Origin of the sequence: Halorubrum cibi (assembly GCF_900182635.1) — an archaeon.
Lineage (GTDB): Archaea > Halobacteriota > Halobacteria > Halobacteriales > Haloferacaceae > Halorubrum > Halorubrum cibi.
Window position 1 is genome coordinate 224985 of record NZ_FXTD01000002.1, and the last position, 16204, is coordinate 241188.

At 69.6% G+C, this 16204-nt stretch carries 16 protein-coding genes; 11 read left to right on the plus strand and 5 right to left on the minus strand.

Annotated features, from left to right (window positions below; genetic code table 11):
• The 3 genes from FN829_RS03705 to glyA form a co-directional block, all read right to left on the minus strand.
• Complete coding sequence (locus tag FN829_RS03705) at positions 1-687, minus strand: TVP38/TMEM64 family protein (RefSeq protein ID WP_185955670.1); 687 nt, start codon at positions 685-687, stop codon at positions 1-3.
• 191 nt (positions 688-878) lie between these two features.
• A complete protein-coding gene (locus FN829_RS03710; RefSeq protein WP_142985657.1) occupies positions 879-1289 on the minus strand; it encodes a DUF3054 domain-containing protein in 411 nt (136 codons plus the stop codon).
• A gap of 86 nt (positions 1290-1375) precedes the next feature.
• Entirely contained in the window at positions 1376-2623 is a 1248-nt protein-coding gene (gene glyA / locus FN829_RS03715; protein WP_142985658.1) for a serine hydroxymethyltransferase, read from the minus strand.
• 176 nt (positions 2624-2799) lie between these two features.
• Here glyA and tbsP point away from each other — a divergent pair, with 176 nt between their 5' ends.
• The 9 genes from tbsP (at position 2800) to FN829_RS03760 (ending at position 10764) form a co-directional block, all read left to right on the plus strand.
• A complete protein-coding gene (gene tbsP, locus FN829_RS03720) occupies positions 2800-3615 on the plus strand; it encodes a transcriptional regulator TbsP (RefSeq protein ID WP_142985659.1) in 816 nt (271 codons plus the stop codon).
• Between the two features lie 103 nt (positions 3616-3718).
• A complete protein-coding gene (locus tag FN829_RS03725) occupies positions 3719-5497 on the plus strand; it encodes a YcaO-like family protein (RefSeq protein WP_142985660.1) in 1779 nt (592 codons plus the stop codon).
• 100 nt (positions 5498-5597) lie between these two features.
• Complete coding sequence (locus FN829_RS03730) at positions 5598-5936, plus strand: cupin domain-containing protein (protein WP_142985661.1); 339 nt, start codon at positions 5598-5600, stop codon at positions 5934-5936.
• A 256-nt stretch (positions 5937-6192) separates the two neighbouring features.
• The gene (locus FN829_RS03735; protein WP_142985662.1) at positions 6193-7320 is read left to right on the plus strand and encodes a beta-ribofuranosylaminobenzene 5'-phosphate synthase family protein; all 1128 of its coding nucleotides are present in this window, start codon (positions 6193-6195) and stop codon (positions 7318-7320) included.
• A 25-nt stretch (positions 7321-7345) separates the two neighbouring features.
• Positions 7346-8182, plus strand: a complete 837-nt coding sequence (locus FN829_RS03740; RefSeq protein WP_142985663.1) for an RAD55 family ATPase — start codon at positions 7346-7348, stop codon at positions 8180-8182.
• Positions 8183-8265: 83 nt separating this feature from the next.
• Positions 8266-9360 carry a hypothetical protein gene (locus FN829_RS03745; protein ID WP_142985664.1) on the plus strand — a complete coding sequence of 365 codons (1095 nt, stop codon included), beginning with the start codon at positions 8266-8268 and terminating at the stop codon, positions 9358-9360.
• A complete protein-coding gene (locus FN829_RS03750) occupies positions 9357-9857 on the plus strand; it encodes a hypothetical protein (protein WP_142985665.1) in 501 nt (166 codons plus the stop codon). The genes FN829_RS03745 and FN829_RS03750 overlap by 4 nt, the downstream gene beginning before the upstream one ends.
• 59 nt (positions 9858-9916) lie before the next feature.
• The gene (locus FN829_RS03755) at positions 9917-10246 is read left to right on the plus strand and encodes a transcription factor S (protein WP_142985666.1); all 330 of its coding nucleotides are present in this window, start codon (positions 9917-9919) and stop codon (positions 10244-10246) included.
• Positions 10247-10251: 5 nt separating this feature from the next.
• The gene (locus FN829_RS03760) at positions 10252-10764 is read left to right on the plus strand and encodes a hypothetical protein (RefSeq protein ID WP_142985667.1); all 513 of its coding nucleotides are present in this window, start codon (positions 10252-10254) and stop codon (positions 10762-10764) included.
• Positions 10765-10801: 37 nt separating this feature from the next.
• On the opposite strand, the gene FN829_RS03765 is transcribed toward FN829_RS03760, so the two are convergent.
• Both FN829_RS03765 and FN829_RS03770 read right to left on the minus strand, forming a co-directional pair.
• Complete coding sequence (locus FN829_RS03765; protein ID WP_142985668.1) at positions 10802-12151, minus strand: alkaline phosphatase family protein; 1350 nt, start codon at positions 12149-12151, stop codon at positions 10802-10804.
• Positions 12152-12262: 111 nt separating this feature from the next.
• On the minus strand, positions 12263-13231 hold the full coding sequence (locus tag FN829_RS03770) for a phosphoadenosine phosphosulfate reductase family protein (protein WP_142985669.1): 969 nt from the start codon (positions 13229-13231) through the stop codon (positions 12263-12265).
• A 195-nt stretch (positions 13232-13426) separates the two neighbouring features.
• Between FN829_RS03770 and FN829_RS03775 the strand changes: the two genes are divergently transcribed.
• Both FN829_RS03775 and FN829_RS03780 read left to right on the plus strand, forming a co-directional pair.
• On the plus strand, positions 13427-15292 hold the full coding sequence (locus FN829_RS03775; protein WP_142985670.1) for an aldehyde ferredoxin oxidoreductase family protein: 1866 nt from the start codon (positions 13427-13429) through the stop codon (positions 15290-15292).
• A gap of 118 nt (positions 15293-15410) precedes the next feature.
• Positions 15411-16202: an aldo/keto reductase gene (locus FN829_RS03780; RefSeq protein WP_142985780.1), complete on the plus strand. Its 792-nt coding sequence runs from the start codon at positions 15411-15413 to the stop codon at positions 16200-16202.
• Positions 16203-16204 lie beyond the last annotated feature (2 nt).

Here is a 16204-nt window from a genome sequence, read left to right on the forward strand (position 1 = left end):
TCATCCGGTGCGTTCCAGGGCGGTCAAGATCCGGTCACGAAAGAGGTATCCGACCACGGTGGACCCGAAAAGCACCGTCAACAGGACGAGCGAGATCCGAACCTCGCCCTTCGCGAGGCTCGACCCGGACAGGGTGACGACGACGTACGCGGGCGTTCGGCCGACGACCATGACGACGACCAGCTTCCGGAGGTCGATCTCCGTCAATCCGCCGGTGAAACAGAGGACGTCGTCGGGTATCCCGGGAACGAGGAACGCGACGAACATGCTCGGCAGCCCGGCCTCGAACGCGAACGTATCGAAGCGGTCCATCGTCTCCGTCCGAACGACGGCCTCGACGAACGGCCGACCGTATCGACGGGACAACCAGAACGCGATCGAGCTCCCGATCGTGACCCCGAGGAGGCTGTAGACGAGCCCGAGGACCGGGCCGAACAGGTACCCTCCCGCGAAGCCGATCACCTGCCCGGGGATCGGTGCCACGACCACCTGTGCGGCCTGAACGGCGACGAAGACGAGAGGTGCGAGCGGCCCGTATCCCGCGATGAACGTCCGGAACTCGGCTCCGTCGGTGAGGAACGGGGCGTACTCGCGGACGAACGCGTAGAGCCCGACGAAGGCGATCACCGTGACGGCCGCCACGAGGACGGCCCGTCGGCGGCTCTCCGGCGACCTGAACACTCGCATGGGACGCGTGCTCGAAGGGTTCGTTCGGCTCGTCATCAAACCGACGGTCGTCGGGGTGATGAGAGCGGGGTTTTCGAGAGGCGGTTTCCGGAGCGAACGGAGTGGAGGGAGCGAGGACGAGAAGGAGGAACGAGGCCGAGAAGCGGAAACGGAGGCGGGAAGAGAAACGAGGCCGAGAAGCGGAAATTGGGCTACCGAAGCCGGAAGTAGATCGCTCGCCACCCGCCGAGCGCGATCGCACCGGTCACGAGGATGACCGCGACGAAGGTGGGCGCGACCCCGCCGCGGAAGACGAACTCGCGCAGCACGAACCCGACGGCGGCCGCGGGAACCCACGAGCGCACGACGAGCGGGACCGACGACTTCGCCGTCTCCGCCGCGCCGGCGGAGTACGCGCCGACGAGCGGCGCGAGGAGGACCCACCCGATCAGGAAGGGAGCCCACACGCCGAGCAGGTAGGTCGGCTCGTTCGCGAGGAATTCGGCCGACCTGTGACTGAGCGTTCCGACGGTCAGAAGCGCCAGCAACACGAGGACGTCGCCGACCGCAAGCGGCGCGGCCGCGCGATCGAGACGCCGGGCCAGAAACGACTGGTCGTCCATACGACCCCGTCGGAACCGACCCTACTTTGTACGTACGGATCCGCGTCGGCCGGGCGAAACCGCCGCTCCCCCGTCCGACCGGCGGCTCACTCGTACAGCGGGTACTCCCGACAGAGCTCGACGACGCGCTCGCCGACCTCGTAGATCACGTCCTCGCTGTCGGCGTCGTCGATCACGCGGTAGATCAGGTCGCCGACCTCCTCCATCGCGTCGGCGTCGAATCCGCGGGTCGTGAGGCCGGCGGTGCCGGCGCGGATCCCGGAGGGGTCGAAGGGCGAGCGCGTCTCGTCGGGCACCGTGTTCCCGTTGAGCACGATGTTCGCGGCCGCGAGCGCGTCCTCTGCGTCGCCGCCCGAGAGATCGGGGTGCGACTCGCGGAGGTCGACCAACACGAGGTGGTTGTCGGTGCCGCCGGAGACCAAGGAGAGCCCGTGGCCCTGAAGCGTCTCCGCGAGGGTCTCGGCGTTGTCGATGACGGCTTGCGCGTACTCCTCGAACTCGGGCTCGAGCGCCTCCTTGAACCCGACGGCCTTCCCGGCGACATTGTGCATCAGCGGCCCGCCCTGCCCGCCGGGGAAGACGGCCTTGTCGACGTCGTCGGCGAACTCCTCGTCGCACATCACGATCCCGCCGCGGCCGGCGCGGATCGTCTTGTGGGTCGAGCCGGTGACGAAGTCGGCGATCCCGACCGGCGAGGGGTGGACGCCGGCGGCGACGAGCCCGGTGATGTGCGCGATGTCGGCGAGGTGGTAGGCGTCGACGGCGTCGGCCGCGGCCTGGATCGCCTCCCAGTCGACCGTCCGCGGGTACGCGGAGTAGCCGGAGACGACGATGTCGGGATCGAACGCCTCCGCGGTCTCGCGCAGGTCCTCGTAGTCGATGTAGCCGGTCTCGGGGTCGACCTCGTACTGCTCGACCTCGTAGATCTGGCCGGTGAAGTTCGCCGGGTGGCCGTGCGAGAGGTGCCCGCCGTGGTTCAGATCGAGCGAGAGGATCTTGTCGCCCGGCTCGAGCACCGAGTAGTACACCGCCTGGTTCGCCTGCGTCCCCGAGTGGGGCTGGACGTTGACGTGGTCGGCCCCCCACAGCTCCGTCGCCCGCTCGATCGCGAGCTCCTCGACCTCGTCGGCGTACTCACAGCCGGCGTAGTAGCGCGCGCCGGGGTACCCCTCGGCGTACTTGTTCGTGAGGACGCTCCCCTGCGCCTCCAGGACGGCCTCACTGACGTGGTTCTCGCTCGCGATCATCGCGAGGGTCTCCTCCTGTCTCGTTCGCTCGCCGTCCAGCGCGTCCGCCACCGCCGGGTCGACCGCCCGGAGGTTCTCGTTGTCCATACTCCTCGTCGCGTCCGACGACACATTAAGCCTGTTCGTCCGCGATCGGGAGCGCCAGGATCGTCCATATCACCGGATCAGTCGATTTCATCGGGTAGAAGCCCCCAGGACGCGTTGTTCGCTCTCTAAATCCCGTTAATATTAAATAGATATCCGGATTGTATACGAGGAGATAGATGGTGTCGAATTTATTGGAATCGGACGTGGAAGACGTCCTCGACGCGGCGTTCGCGGGTTCGGACGAGGAACTGTTCGTGATCGACCCGCCGGCGTCGACGATCGTCTCGCTCGTGGACGCGGCCGTCGATCGAGACGACCTCCCGGAGATGTCGATGCTCGCCCACGAGCGCGTCCTGAAGGACGTCATGGACGACTTCCTCGTCGCGTCGAAGGCCGCGGACCTCCTCGAATCCGGAGCGTTGACGCTCCGCGTTCTCCCCGAGGACGTCGAGAACGCGCTCTTCGTCTCCGAGTCGAAGGTCGTCGCGCTCGTGAGCGCCGGCGACCGCGTCGCCGCCCTCTCGACGACGGACGAGACGTTCGTCTCCGAGGTGTTCGAGACGCACCGCGCCGCGTTCGAGGACGCCGAGGAGTACGCGCTCCGCACGCCGTCGATCAGCCGCGTTCGCGAGACGATGGCGGCGGACATCGGTGAGGACGTTCGCGACGACTTCGACGACGTGCTCGCGTCCCTGGAGAGCGCGAGCGGGAACGACGTCGGGCTCGACGAGGTGACCGTCTCGCTCCTCGTCGCCGCGCGCAACGACGTCCTGTTGTACGACATCTCGAAGTGGGGCGAGGACGTGGGGATCGCCTCGAAGGCGACGTTCTCCCGGACGAAAACGCGGCTCGAGGACGTCGGCGTCATCGACACCGAGAAGGTCCCGATCGACGTCGGCCGACCGCGACTCCGACTCAAGCTCGGCGACGACCGGCTGGTCGGCGTCGACGCCGAGGAGTTCGCCGCCGTGGCCGCCGAACTGCTCGCGTAGTCGTCACTGTCTTCCCCGCCGCGATCACGTCCTCGCCCCTTCGCCGTTCTCCCGTCATCCCCGTCCCCGCGGGCTTTTTTTCCTTCCTTCCCGTCGACCGCACATGGACATCGGACTGGTCGGCGACGGCCCCGCGGTCGAGGCGGTCGAGGCCGCGCTCGCCGACGTCGACGTGAACGTGATGTCGGTCGAGCCGTCGCTGCTCGACGGGTTCGACCTCGCCGTCGTCGTCGACACGACCGGGTCGGCGGCGTTCGACGCCGCGAACGACCTGCTCGACCGCTGGATCGCCGTCGAGGTGGGCGGAGTCGGCGGGACCCCGCTCGCTGACGTCGACGCCGCGGTGACGGTCCTCGAGGACGTGTGTTACGACTGCCTCAGGAAGCGGGTCGAAAGCGGCGGCCCGGAGGCGACGGACGCGCCGCAGGGGACGCGCTCCGCGGTGCGGTACGCCGGCGCCGTCGCCGGCCGGACGGCGATCCGGCTGCTCGCAGGTGAGCCGGTCGGCGACACGGTCCGGGAGGTCCCCGGGCCGACCCGGTCCCTGCTCCCGGTCCCCGGCTGTGGCTGCGGCTCCGAACCCGGCGCGGCGCTCCCGCTCGGCGGCGAGACCCGGTCGGTGTCGGCGGCGTTAGAGCGCGCGGAGCGGGGGGTCGATCCCCGGATCGGACCGATCGGCGAAGTGGGCGAACGCGAGTCGTTCCCGGTTCCATACTACGTCTCGCACGTCGCGGACACCACGTCCTTTTCGGACGTCCGCGCCGCGGAGTTCGCCGCCGGGGCCGACGACGACTGGGACGCCGCGTTCATGAAGGCGCTCGGCGAGGGGCTCGAGCGCTACGCCGCGGGCGTCTACCGGGCGGCGTCGTTCGCGACCGCGACCGAGGCCGACGTTCCGAATCCGGTGACGCCGGACGCGTTCGTCCGCCCCGACGACGCCGAGGCGTACTCGTCGGGGGACGAGCTCGCGTGGACGAAGGGAGAGCGGTTGATCGGGTCGACGAGGTCGACGCCGGGGAACGGCGATCCGTCGCCGGGCTCCGAGACCCTCGTCAGCCTCCCCGCGGAGTTCGTTCACTTCCCGCCGCCGGAACGCCGGTACCGCCCCGCGATCACGACCGGGCTCGGCCTCGGCAACACCGGTGCGGAGGCGGCGCTGTCGGGGCTGTACGAGACGATCGAACGGGACGCCACGATGACGACCTGGTACTCGACGACGGAGCCGCTCGGACTCGAGGTCGACGACCCGGTCGTCGATCGGCTCGAGAAGCGCGCCCGCGCGGAGTCGCTCTCGGTGTCGACGCTGCTCGTCACGACCGACGTCGACGTCCCCGTCGTCGCCGCCGCCGTCCACCGCGACGGCGAGTGGCCGCGCTTCGCCGCCGGGTCCGGCGCGAACCTCGACCCGGTCGCCGCGACTCGGAACGCGGTCGCGGAGGCGCTTCAGAACTGGACGGAGCTCCGATCGATGGGACGGGAGACCGCCGGCGAGCAGGGGGCCGCGATCGGCCGCCACGCCGACTTCCCGGACGCGACCCGGGAGTTCTTCGACCCCGATGCGACTGTTCCGGCTGCGACCCTGGACGAGCCCGACCTCGGGAGCGGGGCGGACGGCGAATCCGACTCCGGAAGCGGTGACGGCGGCGTCGACGAACTCGAGGCGGTCGTCGACCGCGTACGATCGGTCGGGCTCGACCCCGTCGTCGCGCGCACGACCCCCCGCGACGTGGCGGTGCTCGGCTTCGAGGCGGTCCGCGTCCTCGTTCCCGGCGCGCAGCCGCTCTTCACCGGCGACCCGTTCTTCGGCGAGCGTGCCCGCGAAGTCCCCCGGTCGATGGGATTCGAGCCGGCGATCGACCGGGAGTACCACCCGTTCCCGTGAACGTCCCCGAGCGATCCGGCGGGAACCCCCGTCTCATCCGCTCCTCTCGTTCGCCCCTCCGCCCCGCGTGTTTAAGTGACGCCGCGTCGCGGTGGGTCGTATGGACATCGCGTCATCCGACGAGGTCGAGTCGACGGAGGCGGTCCCGGGCGTTCACCTCACGCAGGGGGCCGCGGGCGAGGAGGCGAGCATCCAGCGCTTCTACATCGAACCGGGCGCGGAGGTCCCCGAACACGACCACCCGCACGAGCAGGTGGGGACGGTCACGGCCGGCGCGCTCACCTTCGTCGTCGACGGCGAGGAGCGGACGGTCCACGCCGGCGACACGTTCGCGATCCCCGGCGGAGAGCCGCACGCGGCGGTCAACGAGGGCGACGTTCCTGTCGAGGGGTTCGACGTGTTCGCGCCGCCGCGACCGAACCCGGACTGGGAGGAGTGAAGCACTCGCCGCGGTGAACGCTCGCCGCGGTGAACGCTCGCCGCAACCACAACCGCGCCTCACGCCTCCCCAGCCTCGGTCTCGGCGACCCGCCGAAACCGCTGGCGGGTCACCTCGACCTCCCTCGCGCGGTCCCCTCGCGCCCCGTCGGGCGCTCGGGGGCACGCGCCACCGCACGGTCGATTCGTGATCGAGAAGGCGGTTTTCGCCCCCGTCTCGGTTCCTTTTATACGTCCGGATCGAAGCGGGGACGACGATGGCACTCGCGAGCGCCGGGGCGCGGCTCCACTTCGGCTTCTGTAACCTCAGTCTCTCACACGAGCGCCTGTACGGCGCGCTCGGGCTGGCGCTCGCGGAGCCGCGAGTGACCGTCGAGGCGGTTCCTGCGGAGTCGGTGACGGTGACGGTCGAGGAGGGCGCGCTCGGCGACGGAGTCGGCGCGACGGCGAGCAGCGTGGAGACCCGCGACGGCGTCCGAGACGACGTTCGCGCCGACGTCCGCGAGTACGCCGCGACCGCCGCGAGCCTCCTCGACGTTCCGGGAGCGGCGGTCACGGTGCGGTCGTCGCTCCCGCGACACGCGGGGCTGGGAAGCGGCACGCAACTGGCCGCGACGACGCTCGCGGCGATCTCGCGGGCGCACGGTCGGGATCCCGCGATCCGCGAGCGCGCCCCGGCGCTGGGCCGGGGCGGTCGCTCGGGGATCGGCGTCGCGGCCTTCGAGTCGGGCGGGTTCGTCCTCGACGCCGGACACCCGACCGCACGGTTCACGACGGACCGGCCGGCCGACGGGGAGTGGACCGTCCCGCCGGTCGCCGCGCGCCACGCGGTTCCCGAGGACTGGCGGTTCCTGCTCGTCCGACCGGACGCGGAGCCGGGCCGGAACGGGGAGAGCGAGGACGCCTCGATGCGGACGGCGGTCGAGCGAGCGGAGCCGGGACTCGCCGACCGGATCGCCGGGATCGTCACCCGTCGGGTGCTGCCCGCTATCGCGAGGGGGCGCGCGGAGGCGTTCGGCGCGGCCGTCGCGTCCGTCGGGCGGCTCAACGGCGCGTGGTACGCCGACGAGCAGGGCGGCGTCTACCGCCCGCCCGTCGGCGACGTGGTGGCGTCGCTGTCGGCGTCGCCGGCGGTCTTCGGGGCCGGGCAGTCCTCCTGGGGACCCGCGGTCTACGGGGTCACCGACGCGGACCGCGTCGACGCGGCGAGGGAGGCCGGCGAACGCGCGCTCGAGGCGGCGGGCGTCGGCGGAAGCGTCGCCGTCGTCCGAGCCGAGAACGAGGGGGCGCGAGTTCGGGCGGGAGCGGGCGACGCGGACGGTCCGGATGGCGCGGCCGGCGATCCGGACGGCTCCGGTCGCGGCCGCCACGAGGGACAACACTAAGCGGGCCCGCGACCGGTACCGAGGTATGTCGAGTGTCCCGTTCGGCGTCGCCCGACTGGATTCGATCCTGGAAGGCGGCGCGCCGCCCGGAAGCGTGGTGCTGCTCGCCGGCGAGTCGGGGGCCGGCGCTCGGGAGTTCCTCTACACGAGCGCGGCGATGAACGCCCTCGGGCGGACCGACGAGGAGCTGTTCGACCTCTACTACGGCGACCTCCCCGGCGACGCGACGATACCGCCGGAGGTCCACTACCTCTCGTTTACCGCCGGCGAGGCGGCGCTGACGAGGGAGATGGGGTACACGCTGGCCGAGGAGGTCGTCGACGCCGCCGCCGAGGGGATCGAGTTCCGCGACCTCTCGCCGGAGTTCTTCCAACTCAGCCCGATCCCGCGGGAGTGGTACGAGGGCGAGACGACGACGATCGCGGACCTGAGCGATCACGGGCGCTACGACGACGTGCTCACCGCCTTCGGCGATTACCTGACCGAACACGCCGCCGGCAACGTGGTCTGTATCGACTCCGTGACCGACCTCGTCTCCGCCGCCTCCGACGACATGGAGTGGAGCGACGTCGCGATGGTGATGAAGGGACTGAAGAAGGCCGCCACCGGGTGGCAGGGGCTGATACTGGTGTTGGTCAACGAGGACGCGCTCACCGACCGCGAGTTCGGGACGCTGATGGACGCCGCGGGCGGGACCCTCCAGTTCACCTGGGAGAGCGGCGGGTCGAAACGCGCCCGGACCATGTTCGTCCGGGAGTTCCGCGGCGTCCTCTCGCGGCTCGAGGAGGAGAACATCGTCCGGTTCGAGACGGAGGTCCACGACGGCGGGTTCGACATCAGCGACGTCCGGAAGATCCGGTGAGCGGCGAGTATCGATCCGGAGAACCACGCGACAGGTTACTTAAGTCTCGCCGCCGAACGTGGCGTAGATGCAGGGGTATCGCGATGAGTGACTCCGACGGAGGGGGGGCCGTCGAGGACGCGATCGAGAGCGCCACCGACGGGAGTTCGGAAGTCGACATCGGAGATCCCGAAGTCGACGCCGAGGACGCCGAGGACACCGAGGTCGACGGCCGCGGCGTGACGACCGCCGAGGAGGTCGAGGAGGTCCGCACGGCGCTCGCCGACCTCCGGGAGACGACCGATCGACTGGAGGAATCCGTCGGATCGCTGCGATCGGACCTCGAGTCACTCGACTCGGCCGTCGACGAGGACGTCGAGGACCTCCGGGAGCGGTTCGTCCGACTCTACCGTGATCTGGAAGGGAAGGCCGGGACGGACCACGAACACCCCGAAACGGCCGACCGGCTGGAGACGGTCGCGGCCGACGTGACGGCCGCCGCCGAGCGGCTCGACGGCGTGGAGACGCGGGTCGAGTCGGTCGAGGAGGCCCTCGATCGGGTCGACGCGACGGTGACGGACCTCGAGACGAACGTCGGGGCGATCGACGACCGCGTCGCGAGCGCCGAAGGCCGGATCTCGGATACCGACGATCGAGTCGCGGACGCGGAGGACCGGCTCTCGACTACCGAGGAACGCCTCTCCACGGCCGAAGACCGTCTCGAGGACCTCGCGGCGGCGGGCGAGGACCGCTCGGAGAAGCTCTCGCGGGTCGCGAGCGCGGTCGTCAGGGCACAGCGGGAACTCCGGACGGTTCGACGCGAGCGCGCCGACCGCGAGCGGCTTGATTCGATCCGCCGGACGGCGAACCGCCACGGGGTCAAAAAGGCCGATTGCGCCGAGTGCGGGAACGGGGTCCGACTCTCGCTGCTCTCGGAGCCCGAATGCCCCTACTGTGAGGCCCGGTTCGACGACCTCGACCCGGCGGATCGGTTCTTCCGGCGGTCGACGCTGACCGTCGACGACAGGCCGGCGCTCGAGGGCGACGTCGCCTCGAACGCCGACGAGGGAGAACGGGATGGAGAGGAGACTCGCCGGGATGGAAAGGAAGATGGTCGTGACGGGGAGGGGATCCGCCGTGAGGGAGAGGGGATCCGCGAGGATCCGGAGGGCAACGAACGTGACCGGGGCGAACGATGAGCGACGGTCCCGGCGATCGAACGGACGACTCGACCGATCGGACGGACGCCGATCCCTTCGAGGAGATCGACGACGAGCACGAGACGGACCCCTTTACTCGGCCCGACGAGGCGGACGGGGTCGGCGCGGACCCCTTCTCGGCGCTCGAAGGCGAGGGGGCGTCCCCGGCGGACGACGCCGACCTCTTCGACCGGATGGAGGTCGACGAGGTCGACGTCGACGGCGTCTGGGAGGCGCTGGACGAGGACGTGAGCGACCTCGACGGAACCGACGGAGCGTCGGCCGCGGCCCCGCGCGAAGCGACCGACCGCGTCGTCGACAAGCGGACGTACTGTCACCGCTGTCCGTACTTCGCGGACCCGCCTGAGACCGCCTGTACCCACGAGGACGCCTCGATACTCGAGGCGCTCGGCTTCGAGGAGTTCCGGGTCCGCGACTGCCCGATGGTGACCGACGACGGTCCTCGCTTCGATCGGCACGGACGGCTCGACGAGTGACGCGGGAAGCCGGGCGACCAACGGGGAGCATAAGGCCGTCGGGGGCGTATCGCGAGGAAATGCAGTTCTGTGACGACTGCGGCTCGATGATGGTCTCGCGGGACGGCGTGATGGTGTGTCGAAACGACGACTGCGGGGCGACGACCGAGCGCGACGAGGAGCTCGCCGAACGGTTCGAGTCGACGACCGAACAGACCGGCGAGGAGCTGATCGAGACGGAGGAGGGGGCGAACTTCGAGGGGAAACCCACCGCCACCGACGTCGTCTGTGAGGCGTGCGGCCACGACGAGGCGTGGTACACCATCAAACAGACCGGCGCGGCCGACGAGCCGCCGACTCGGTTCTTTAAATGCAAGGAGTGCGGCCGCCGCTGGCGCGGATACAACTGAGTCCGATGCGCCCGCGACGCCGACCCCTGCTCGCGTTCGTGGCGGCCGTCGTTCCCGTCGTCGCGTTTCTGGCGGGGCGTGCCGTCGGCTTCTGGCGCGTCAGACTCGCCGCGGGGCGGCTCCTCGCACGGCTCCCCGACGACGTTCCGAACCACGTCCGGGTCCTCCCGCCGCCCGCCGACGAGTACGTCGGAACGCTTCCGGTTCCGCCCGCGGTGGCGCGACGACGACTGCCCCGCGCCGGCTTCTCGGAGCTCGTGCGCGCGTACTTTCACGCGTACGACCGCGACGGCGATCGCGTCCACGAGGTGGGCAGCTTCGTCCGGCGGCCGGACGGGCTGACCGGCGACCACCAGCTCCACGTGCGGCTGTTTCCCGCGTCCGATGGAACCACGGAAGTGTGGGCACACTGGGAGCGAAACCCGTACGTCGCCCCGCTCGCACACCTCCGAATGGAGGGGTACGACCCGGCGGAGGGAGAGCGACGGGTTCGCGACCTGCTCGACGACCTCCGGTGACTCCCGGTCGGCGAGGCGTTCCGAACGTCTCGAGAGTCTACGAGCGGAGCAGGCTCCGCCCGTCGAAGTCGGCCGACTCCGCGTCGACCTCGAGCATCTCGAGCAGCGTCGGCGTCAGATCGAAGAGGTCCACGTCGTCGATCGCGACCCGGTCGTCGTCGGTGAACAGGCACGCGTTCGAGAACTTATGCATCCCGTTTCGCGGCCCCTGACTGAACACCGACTCCTTGCGCCCGAACCCGGACTTCAGGTCGAAGCCGTCCTCGGGAACGACGACCACGTCGGGCGCGATGTCGTCGGCCGGGCCGTCGAAGACGTCCTCGCCCCTGTGGATCTGCGCGCAGACGGGCGAGCCGTCGGGGCCGGTCATCGACTCCAAGTCGTCGATCAGCCGGTCGCGGACCGCCTCGTACTCCTCGTCCGGCACCGCACCGTCCGGTTCCCGGCCTTCGAGGTTGACGAAGAACCGACCGGGAATGAAGGAGAAGACCTCGGTGTCGGGAGAGATGTCGGCGAGCTCGTCGGGGTCGTCGCCGTCGTAATCCAAGTAACCGTTCCGCGCGAGCCACTCGTTACAGTTCACCTCGTGGACCAGCTCCGTGAACCCGTGGTCGGAGGCGATCACGAGCGAGACGTCCTCGGGGAGGTCGTCGTAGATCCGACCGACGTAGTCGTCGAGCGAGCGGTAGAACTCGAGGAACGCGTCCGCGTCGTCGGTGTCGTTCGCGTAGTCGCCGAAGAGGAAGTGGTTGATCCTGTCGGTCGTCATGAACACGCCGAAAAACAGGTCCCAGTCGTCCGCGGAGAGGTAGTGGTCGAAGACCTCGTAGCGGGCGTCGAGCGTGTCGTGGGCGTTCTCGAGGAACGCTGACTTGTCCTCGTCGTGGCCGAGCTTCGCGTCGACGTCGATGACGTAGTCGTGGTCCTCTAAGACGGACTGGACCTCGGCGTCGCTCGAGGCGTGCTCGATGGAGGGCGAGAGGAAGCCCGAGACCATCCGCTGTACGTCCTCCTGCGGCGGGAACGTCACGGGGACGTTGAGCACGGTCGCGTCGCCGCCGTCCGCGGTCACGCGGTCCCAGACCCGGGTCGCCCGGACGTGTTTGCCCATCGGAACGTACGTCTCATCGGAGCCGATCTCGCGGTCCTGGAAGCCGTACACGCCCGTCTTTCCGGGGTTGACGCCGGTGGTGAGGCTCGGCCAGCAGGCGCTCGATTCGGGCGGAACGATACTGGAGATCCGGCCGCCGGTTCCCTCGTCGGCGATGCGGTGGAGGTTCTCGAAGACGTCGGGGTGGTCGGCGACGAGGTCGTACGGTACGCCGTCGATGCCGAGGAAGACGACGCGCGGGTCGTCGTCGCCGCGGAGTCGATCGAACAGGCCCATGATACCCGAGAGTCGCCCTCACGGTGGAAAAACACGTCGGAGACGGCACGGACGGCGGAGACCTGTGACGGCGTCGTGCGTCCGACGGCGCGATATCGATCGCCGGCTGTCCTACATGTAGCCGAGGTCGCGGAGCCGCTCCATCAGGTCCTCCTTGTCCTGGGCGCGGCCGGCGCGCTCGGTGGTGTTCTCGAGGTCCTGGAGCCAGGCGGGCTCCTCGGTGGTCTTCTCCGTGCTGACCTCGCTGCCGAGCGAGCGGAACCCGGCGAAGTACTTCGGCGAGATCGGCACGTCGGACTGCTCGACGCCCTCGGGGAGGTCGTCGGCGGACTCCGGGACGTACCCCTCCTCGGGGAAGCCCTCGACCGTCTCGGGGACGACGACCTGCCAGAACGCGTCCCACACGTCGCGCTCGTCGAACTGGAGGATGGGCTGGATCCGGTCGTGCGGCGGGTAGATGTCGGGGTCGTGTCGCGGCGAGAAGAACGTCTCGTCCGCGCGCGCCTCCTGTTCGTCCCAGCGGACTCCCGAGATCACGCCGTCGATGTCGTACTCCTCTAAGGCGTCGTTGAGCGCGACCGTCTTCAGCAGGTGGTTGCCGACGTAGGTGTCGAGCAGGAACGGGAACGTCTCCTCCTCGTACTCGAGGATCTCCCGGACGTGGCGTTGGTTGTGCTCTGAGAGCGCCGAGACCGGAACGTCGTCGCCCGGCTCGAGGCCGTGTTCATCGACGTACGCCCCGACGTCGTCGTTTCGGGCGTACACTAAGTCGATATCCCACTCGTCGGCCCAGTGCTCGACGAAGTCGGTGATCTCCTCGAAGTGCTGGAAGTGGTCGATGAACACCGCGGTGGGCTTGTCGTAGCCGAACTGCTCGGCCACCTCGTTGATGAAGTACAGCGTGAGCGTCGAGTCCTTCCCGCCGGTCCACATGACCGCGGGGTTGTCGTACTGCTCGAGGCCGCGCCGGGTGACCTCGATCGCCTTCTCGATCTTGTGCTGGAGCGACGGGTAGTCGCTCGGGTCCTCGCCCTCGCCGTCCGCGTAGTCGACGTCGATCGCCTCGGGGAAGTCGCTCATTCGCTTACGATACCGGGTGCGATGAAGAAGGGCTTTGTGATTCATCGCGCTCAGCGCCCATGAACACGGTTCACACGGTCCGTGAGCGGAGTCTTCACGTGGAACGCGAGCGGAGGCCTTCGGGACCGCAACGAGGTACCGGCCCGAACCGCCTCGCCGCACACGTTTTTGTACGATCGGGCTGATGTCGTGTCAATGGCAACCACGACGGACGGGGCCACGACCGGCAGCGTACCGAGCGAGATGCGTCACCTGCTCCGGGTGAACCTCTCGGAACGAACCGTCGAGACCGAGGAGGTCCCCGAGACGTACCGGAACGCGTTCGTCTCCGGGAAGGGGCTCGGGGCCGCGATGCTCCTCGACGAGCTGCCGCCCGGAACGGATCCGCTCTCCCCGGAGAATCCCCTCTTTTTCATGTTCGGTCCGCTCACGGGACACGCGCCCGGCACCTCGCGGTACGGCGTGGTGACCAAGTCGCCGCTGACGGGCGCGTTCGTCGACTCGTACTCCGGCGGGCACTTCCCCTCGATGTTCCGGTTCGCGATGCCGAGTTACCTCGGCGTCGTCTTCGAGGGTAGCGCCGACGAGCCGGTCCTGCTCCGCGTCGACGACGGGGAGGTCTCGATCGAGGACGCCGACCACCTGTGGGGGAGCCACGACGCTCGCGAGACGGCCCGGGAGTTCGCCGACCGCGACACCAAGGTCGCCGCGATCGGGCCGGCGGGCGAGAACGAGGTGAAGTTCGCGACGATCTCGAGCGACGAGGCCTCACACCACGCCGGCCGCGGCGGCGTCGGCGCGGTGATGGGCAGCAAGAACCTCAAGGCGGTGGTCGCGAGCGGGACGAAGCCGGACGACGGGGCGCTCCAGGACCTCCGGATCGATCACATGCGACGGCTCGGCAACGACGCGGAGGTCGAGTGGGCGCGGGAGGGCGGCACCCAGCTCATCGTCGACTGGACCCAAGAGGTCGGCGCGCTCCCCTCGCACAACTGGACGGAGGGGACGATAGACGACGTCGAGACGCTCAACATCGACGCCTTCGAGCCGGGCCACCGGCGGCCCGACTCCTGTTACAACTGTCCGGTCGCCTGCGGGCACGTCACCGACTTCGCCGGTACGGACGTCGACGGGGCGTTCCCAGACGCCAGCGTCGCGTGGGGCCCGGAGTACGAGACGATCGGGATGATGGGCGCGAACACCGACGTGACCGACGTGACCGGCGTGACGGAGCTCGCGGATCGCGCCGATCGACTCGGGATGGACACGATCACGCTGGGGAACGTGATCTCGTGGCTGATGGAGGCGAGCGAGCGGGGACTCGTCGACTTCGACATCGAGTTCGGCGACGCCGAGACGGCCGCACGGGTGGTCGAGCAGGTCGCCCACCGCGAGGGGATCGGCGACGCGCTCGCGGAGGGGACCGTCGGCGCGGCCGAGCGCCTCTGCCCGGACGCCCCCGAGGCCCGCGAGGCCGCGGTCGAGGTGAAGGGGATGGAGCTGCCGGCGTACGACCCGCGCGCCTCGCTCAGCATGGCGCTCGCGTACGCGACCTCCGACCGCGGCGGGTGTCACCAGCGCGCCTTCCCGATCGGGTCGGACGCGCTCGGCGGGGAGCGCGACCCGTTCGACACCGAGGGCCACGCGGCGGCCGTCGTCGACGAACAGAACGAGGGCGCGCTCTCGTTCAGCATGGTCGCGTGCGACTTCACCGCCTACGACTACGAGCGCGTCGCCGAGTGGCTCCAGCGGTTCGGCTACGACCTGACCGTCGACGACCTCGAGACGGTCGGCGAGCGGGCGTGGACGATGACTCGACTGTTCAACCTGCGCGAGGGGTTCGGACGGGACGACGACAGCCTCCCCGAACGGCTGACGCGGCCGCTGGAGTCGGGCGGTCCCGCCGACGGCAACCGGGTCACCGAGGCGGAGTTCGAGACGATGCTCGAGGAGTACTACGACATCCGCGGCTGGACCGAGGCGGGCGTCCCGGAGGCGGCCACGATAGAGCGGCTGGACCTCGAGTCGTTCGTCCCCGAGGAGGTCGAGATCGGGGCGTGATCTCGCGGTTCGAGGCGGACTTCGAGCCGGTTTCCGAACCCATTAGTCGCTCGGGCACCCACCTCGATCCATGCCTTCTTCGGAGCAGTCGGCCGACGGCGTGACTCGAACGAACGGGATGCCGGTCCTCGGGCTCGGCACCTGGGAGAACGAGAACCCCGAGCAGTGCGCCGACAGCGTCGAGACTGCCCTCGAGGCGGGGTACCGACACGTCGACACCGCGCAGGCGTACGGCAACGAGGCGGCCGTCGGCGAGGGGATCGCCGCCGCCGACGTCGACCGCGAGGACGTCTTCCTCGCCACCAAGGTGTGGATCTCCAATCTCGCGTACGAGGACGTCATCGAGACGACCGAGGAGAGCCTCGAGAAGCTCGGCGTCGACGCCGTCGATCTCCTGTACGTCCACTGGCCGGCCGGCGCGTACGACCCCGAGGAGACGCTCCCGGCGTTCGACGAGCTTCGCGACCGCGGGCTGATAGACCGGATCGGCGTCTCGAACTTCGAGCCCGACCACGTCGAGCGGGCCATGGACGTCCTCGACGCGCCGGTGTTCGCGAACCAGGTCGAGACGCACCCGTTCTGTAAACAGACGGAGCTTCGCGAGCACGCTGAAGAGCACGGATACGAGATCGTCGGCTACTCACCGCTCGCGCGCGGCGCGGTGTTCGACGACGACGTGATCGGGGAGATAGCCGCCGATCACGGCGCGAGCGCGGCGCAGGTCAGCCTGGCGTGGCTCCGCGAGAGGGGCGTAACGGCGATCCCGAAGGCCACGAGCGCGGACCACATCGCCGACAACTGGGCGAGCCGCGGCCTCGATCTAACCGACGAGGAACTCGAACGGATCGACGGGATCGAGCGGTACGACCGGCGGGTCCACCCGGATTTCGGTCCCGACGCCTGGGAGTGAAC

What these genes read in the sequence shown, in the direction of transcription:
- FN829_RS03705 (WP_185955670.1), bottom strand. Translation starts at nt 687, where the DNA reads ATGCGAGTGTTCAGGTCGCCGGAGAGCCGCCGACGGGCCGTCCTCGTG.
- FN829_RS03710 (WP_142985657.1), bottom strand. Translation starts at nt 1,289, where the DNA reads ATGGACGACCAGTCGTTTCTGGCCCGGCGTCTCGATCGCGCGGCCGCG.
- glyA (WP_142985658.1), bottom strand. Translation starts at nt 2,623, where the DNA reads ATGGACAACGAGAACCTCCGGGCGGTCGACCCGGCGGTGGCGGACGCG.
- tbsP (WP_142985659.1), top strand. Translation starts at nt 2,800, where the DNA reads ATGGTGTCGAATTTATTGGAATCGGACGTGGAAGACGTCCTCGACGCG.
- FN829_RS03725 (WP_142985660.1), top strand. Translation starts at nt 3,719, where the DNA reads ATGGACATCGGACTGGTCGGCGACGGCCCCGCGGTCGAGGCGGTCGAG.
- FN829_RS03730 (WP_142985661.1), top strand. Translation starts at nt 5,598, where the DNA reads ATGGACATCGCGTCATCCGACGAGGTCGAGTCGACGGAGGCGGTCCCG.
- FN829_RS03735 (WP_142985662.1), top strand. Translation starts at nt 6,193, where the DNA reads ATGGCACTCGCGAGCGCCGGGGCGCGGCTCCACTTCGGCTTCTGTAAC.
- FN829_RS03740 (WP_142985663.1), top strand. Translation starts at nt 7,346, where the DNA reads ATGTCGAGTGTCCCGTTCGGCGTCGCCCGACTGGATTCGATCCTGGAA.
- FN829_RS03745 (WP_142985664.1), top strand. Translation starts at nt 8,266, where the DNA reads ATGAGTGACTCCGACGGAGGGGGGGCCGTCGAGGACGCGATCGAGAGC.
- FN829_RS03750 (WP_142985665.1), top strand. Translation starts at nt 9,357, where the DNA reads ATGAGCGACGGTCCCGGCGATCGAACGGACGACTCGACCGATCGGACG.
- FN829_RS03755 (WP_142985666.1), top strand. Translation starts at nt 9,917, where the DNA reads ATGCAGTTCTGTGACGACTGCGGCTCGATGATGGTCTCGCGGGACGGC.
- FN829_RS03760 (WP_142985667.1), top strand. Translation starts at nt 10,252, where the DNA reads ATGCGCCCGCGACGCCGACCCCTGCTCGCGTTCGTGGCGGCCGTCGTT.
- FN829_RS03765 (WP_142985668.1), bottom strand. Translation starts at nt 12,151, where the DNA reads ATGGGCCTGTTCGATCGACTCCGCGGCGACGACGACCCGCGCGTCGTC.
- FN829_RS03770 (WP_142985669.1), bottom strand. Translation starts at nt 13,231, where the DNA reads ATGAGCGACTTCCCCGAGGCGATCGACGTCGACTACGCGGACGGCGAG.
- FN829_RS03775 (WP_142985670.1), top strand. Translation starts at nt 13,427, where the DNA reads ATGGCAACCACGACGGACGGGGCCACGACCGGCAGCGTACCGAGCGAG.
- FN829_RS03780 (WP_142985780.1), top strand. Translation starts at nt 15,411, where the DNA reads ATGCCGGTCCTCGGGCTCGGCACCTGGGAGAACGAGAACCCCGAGCAG.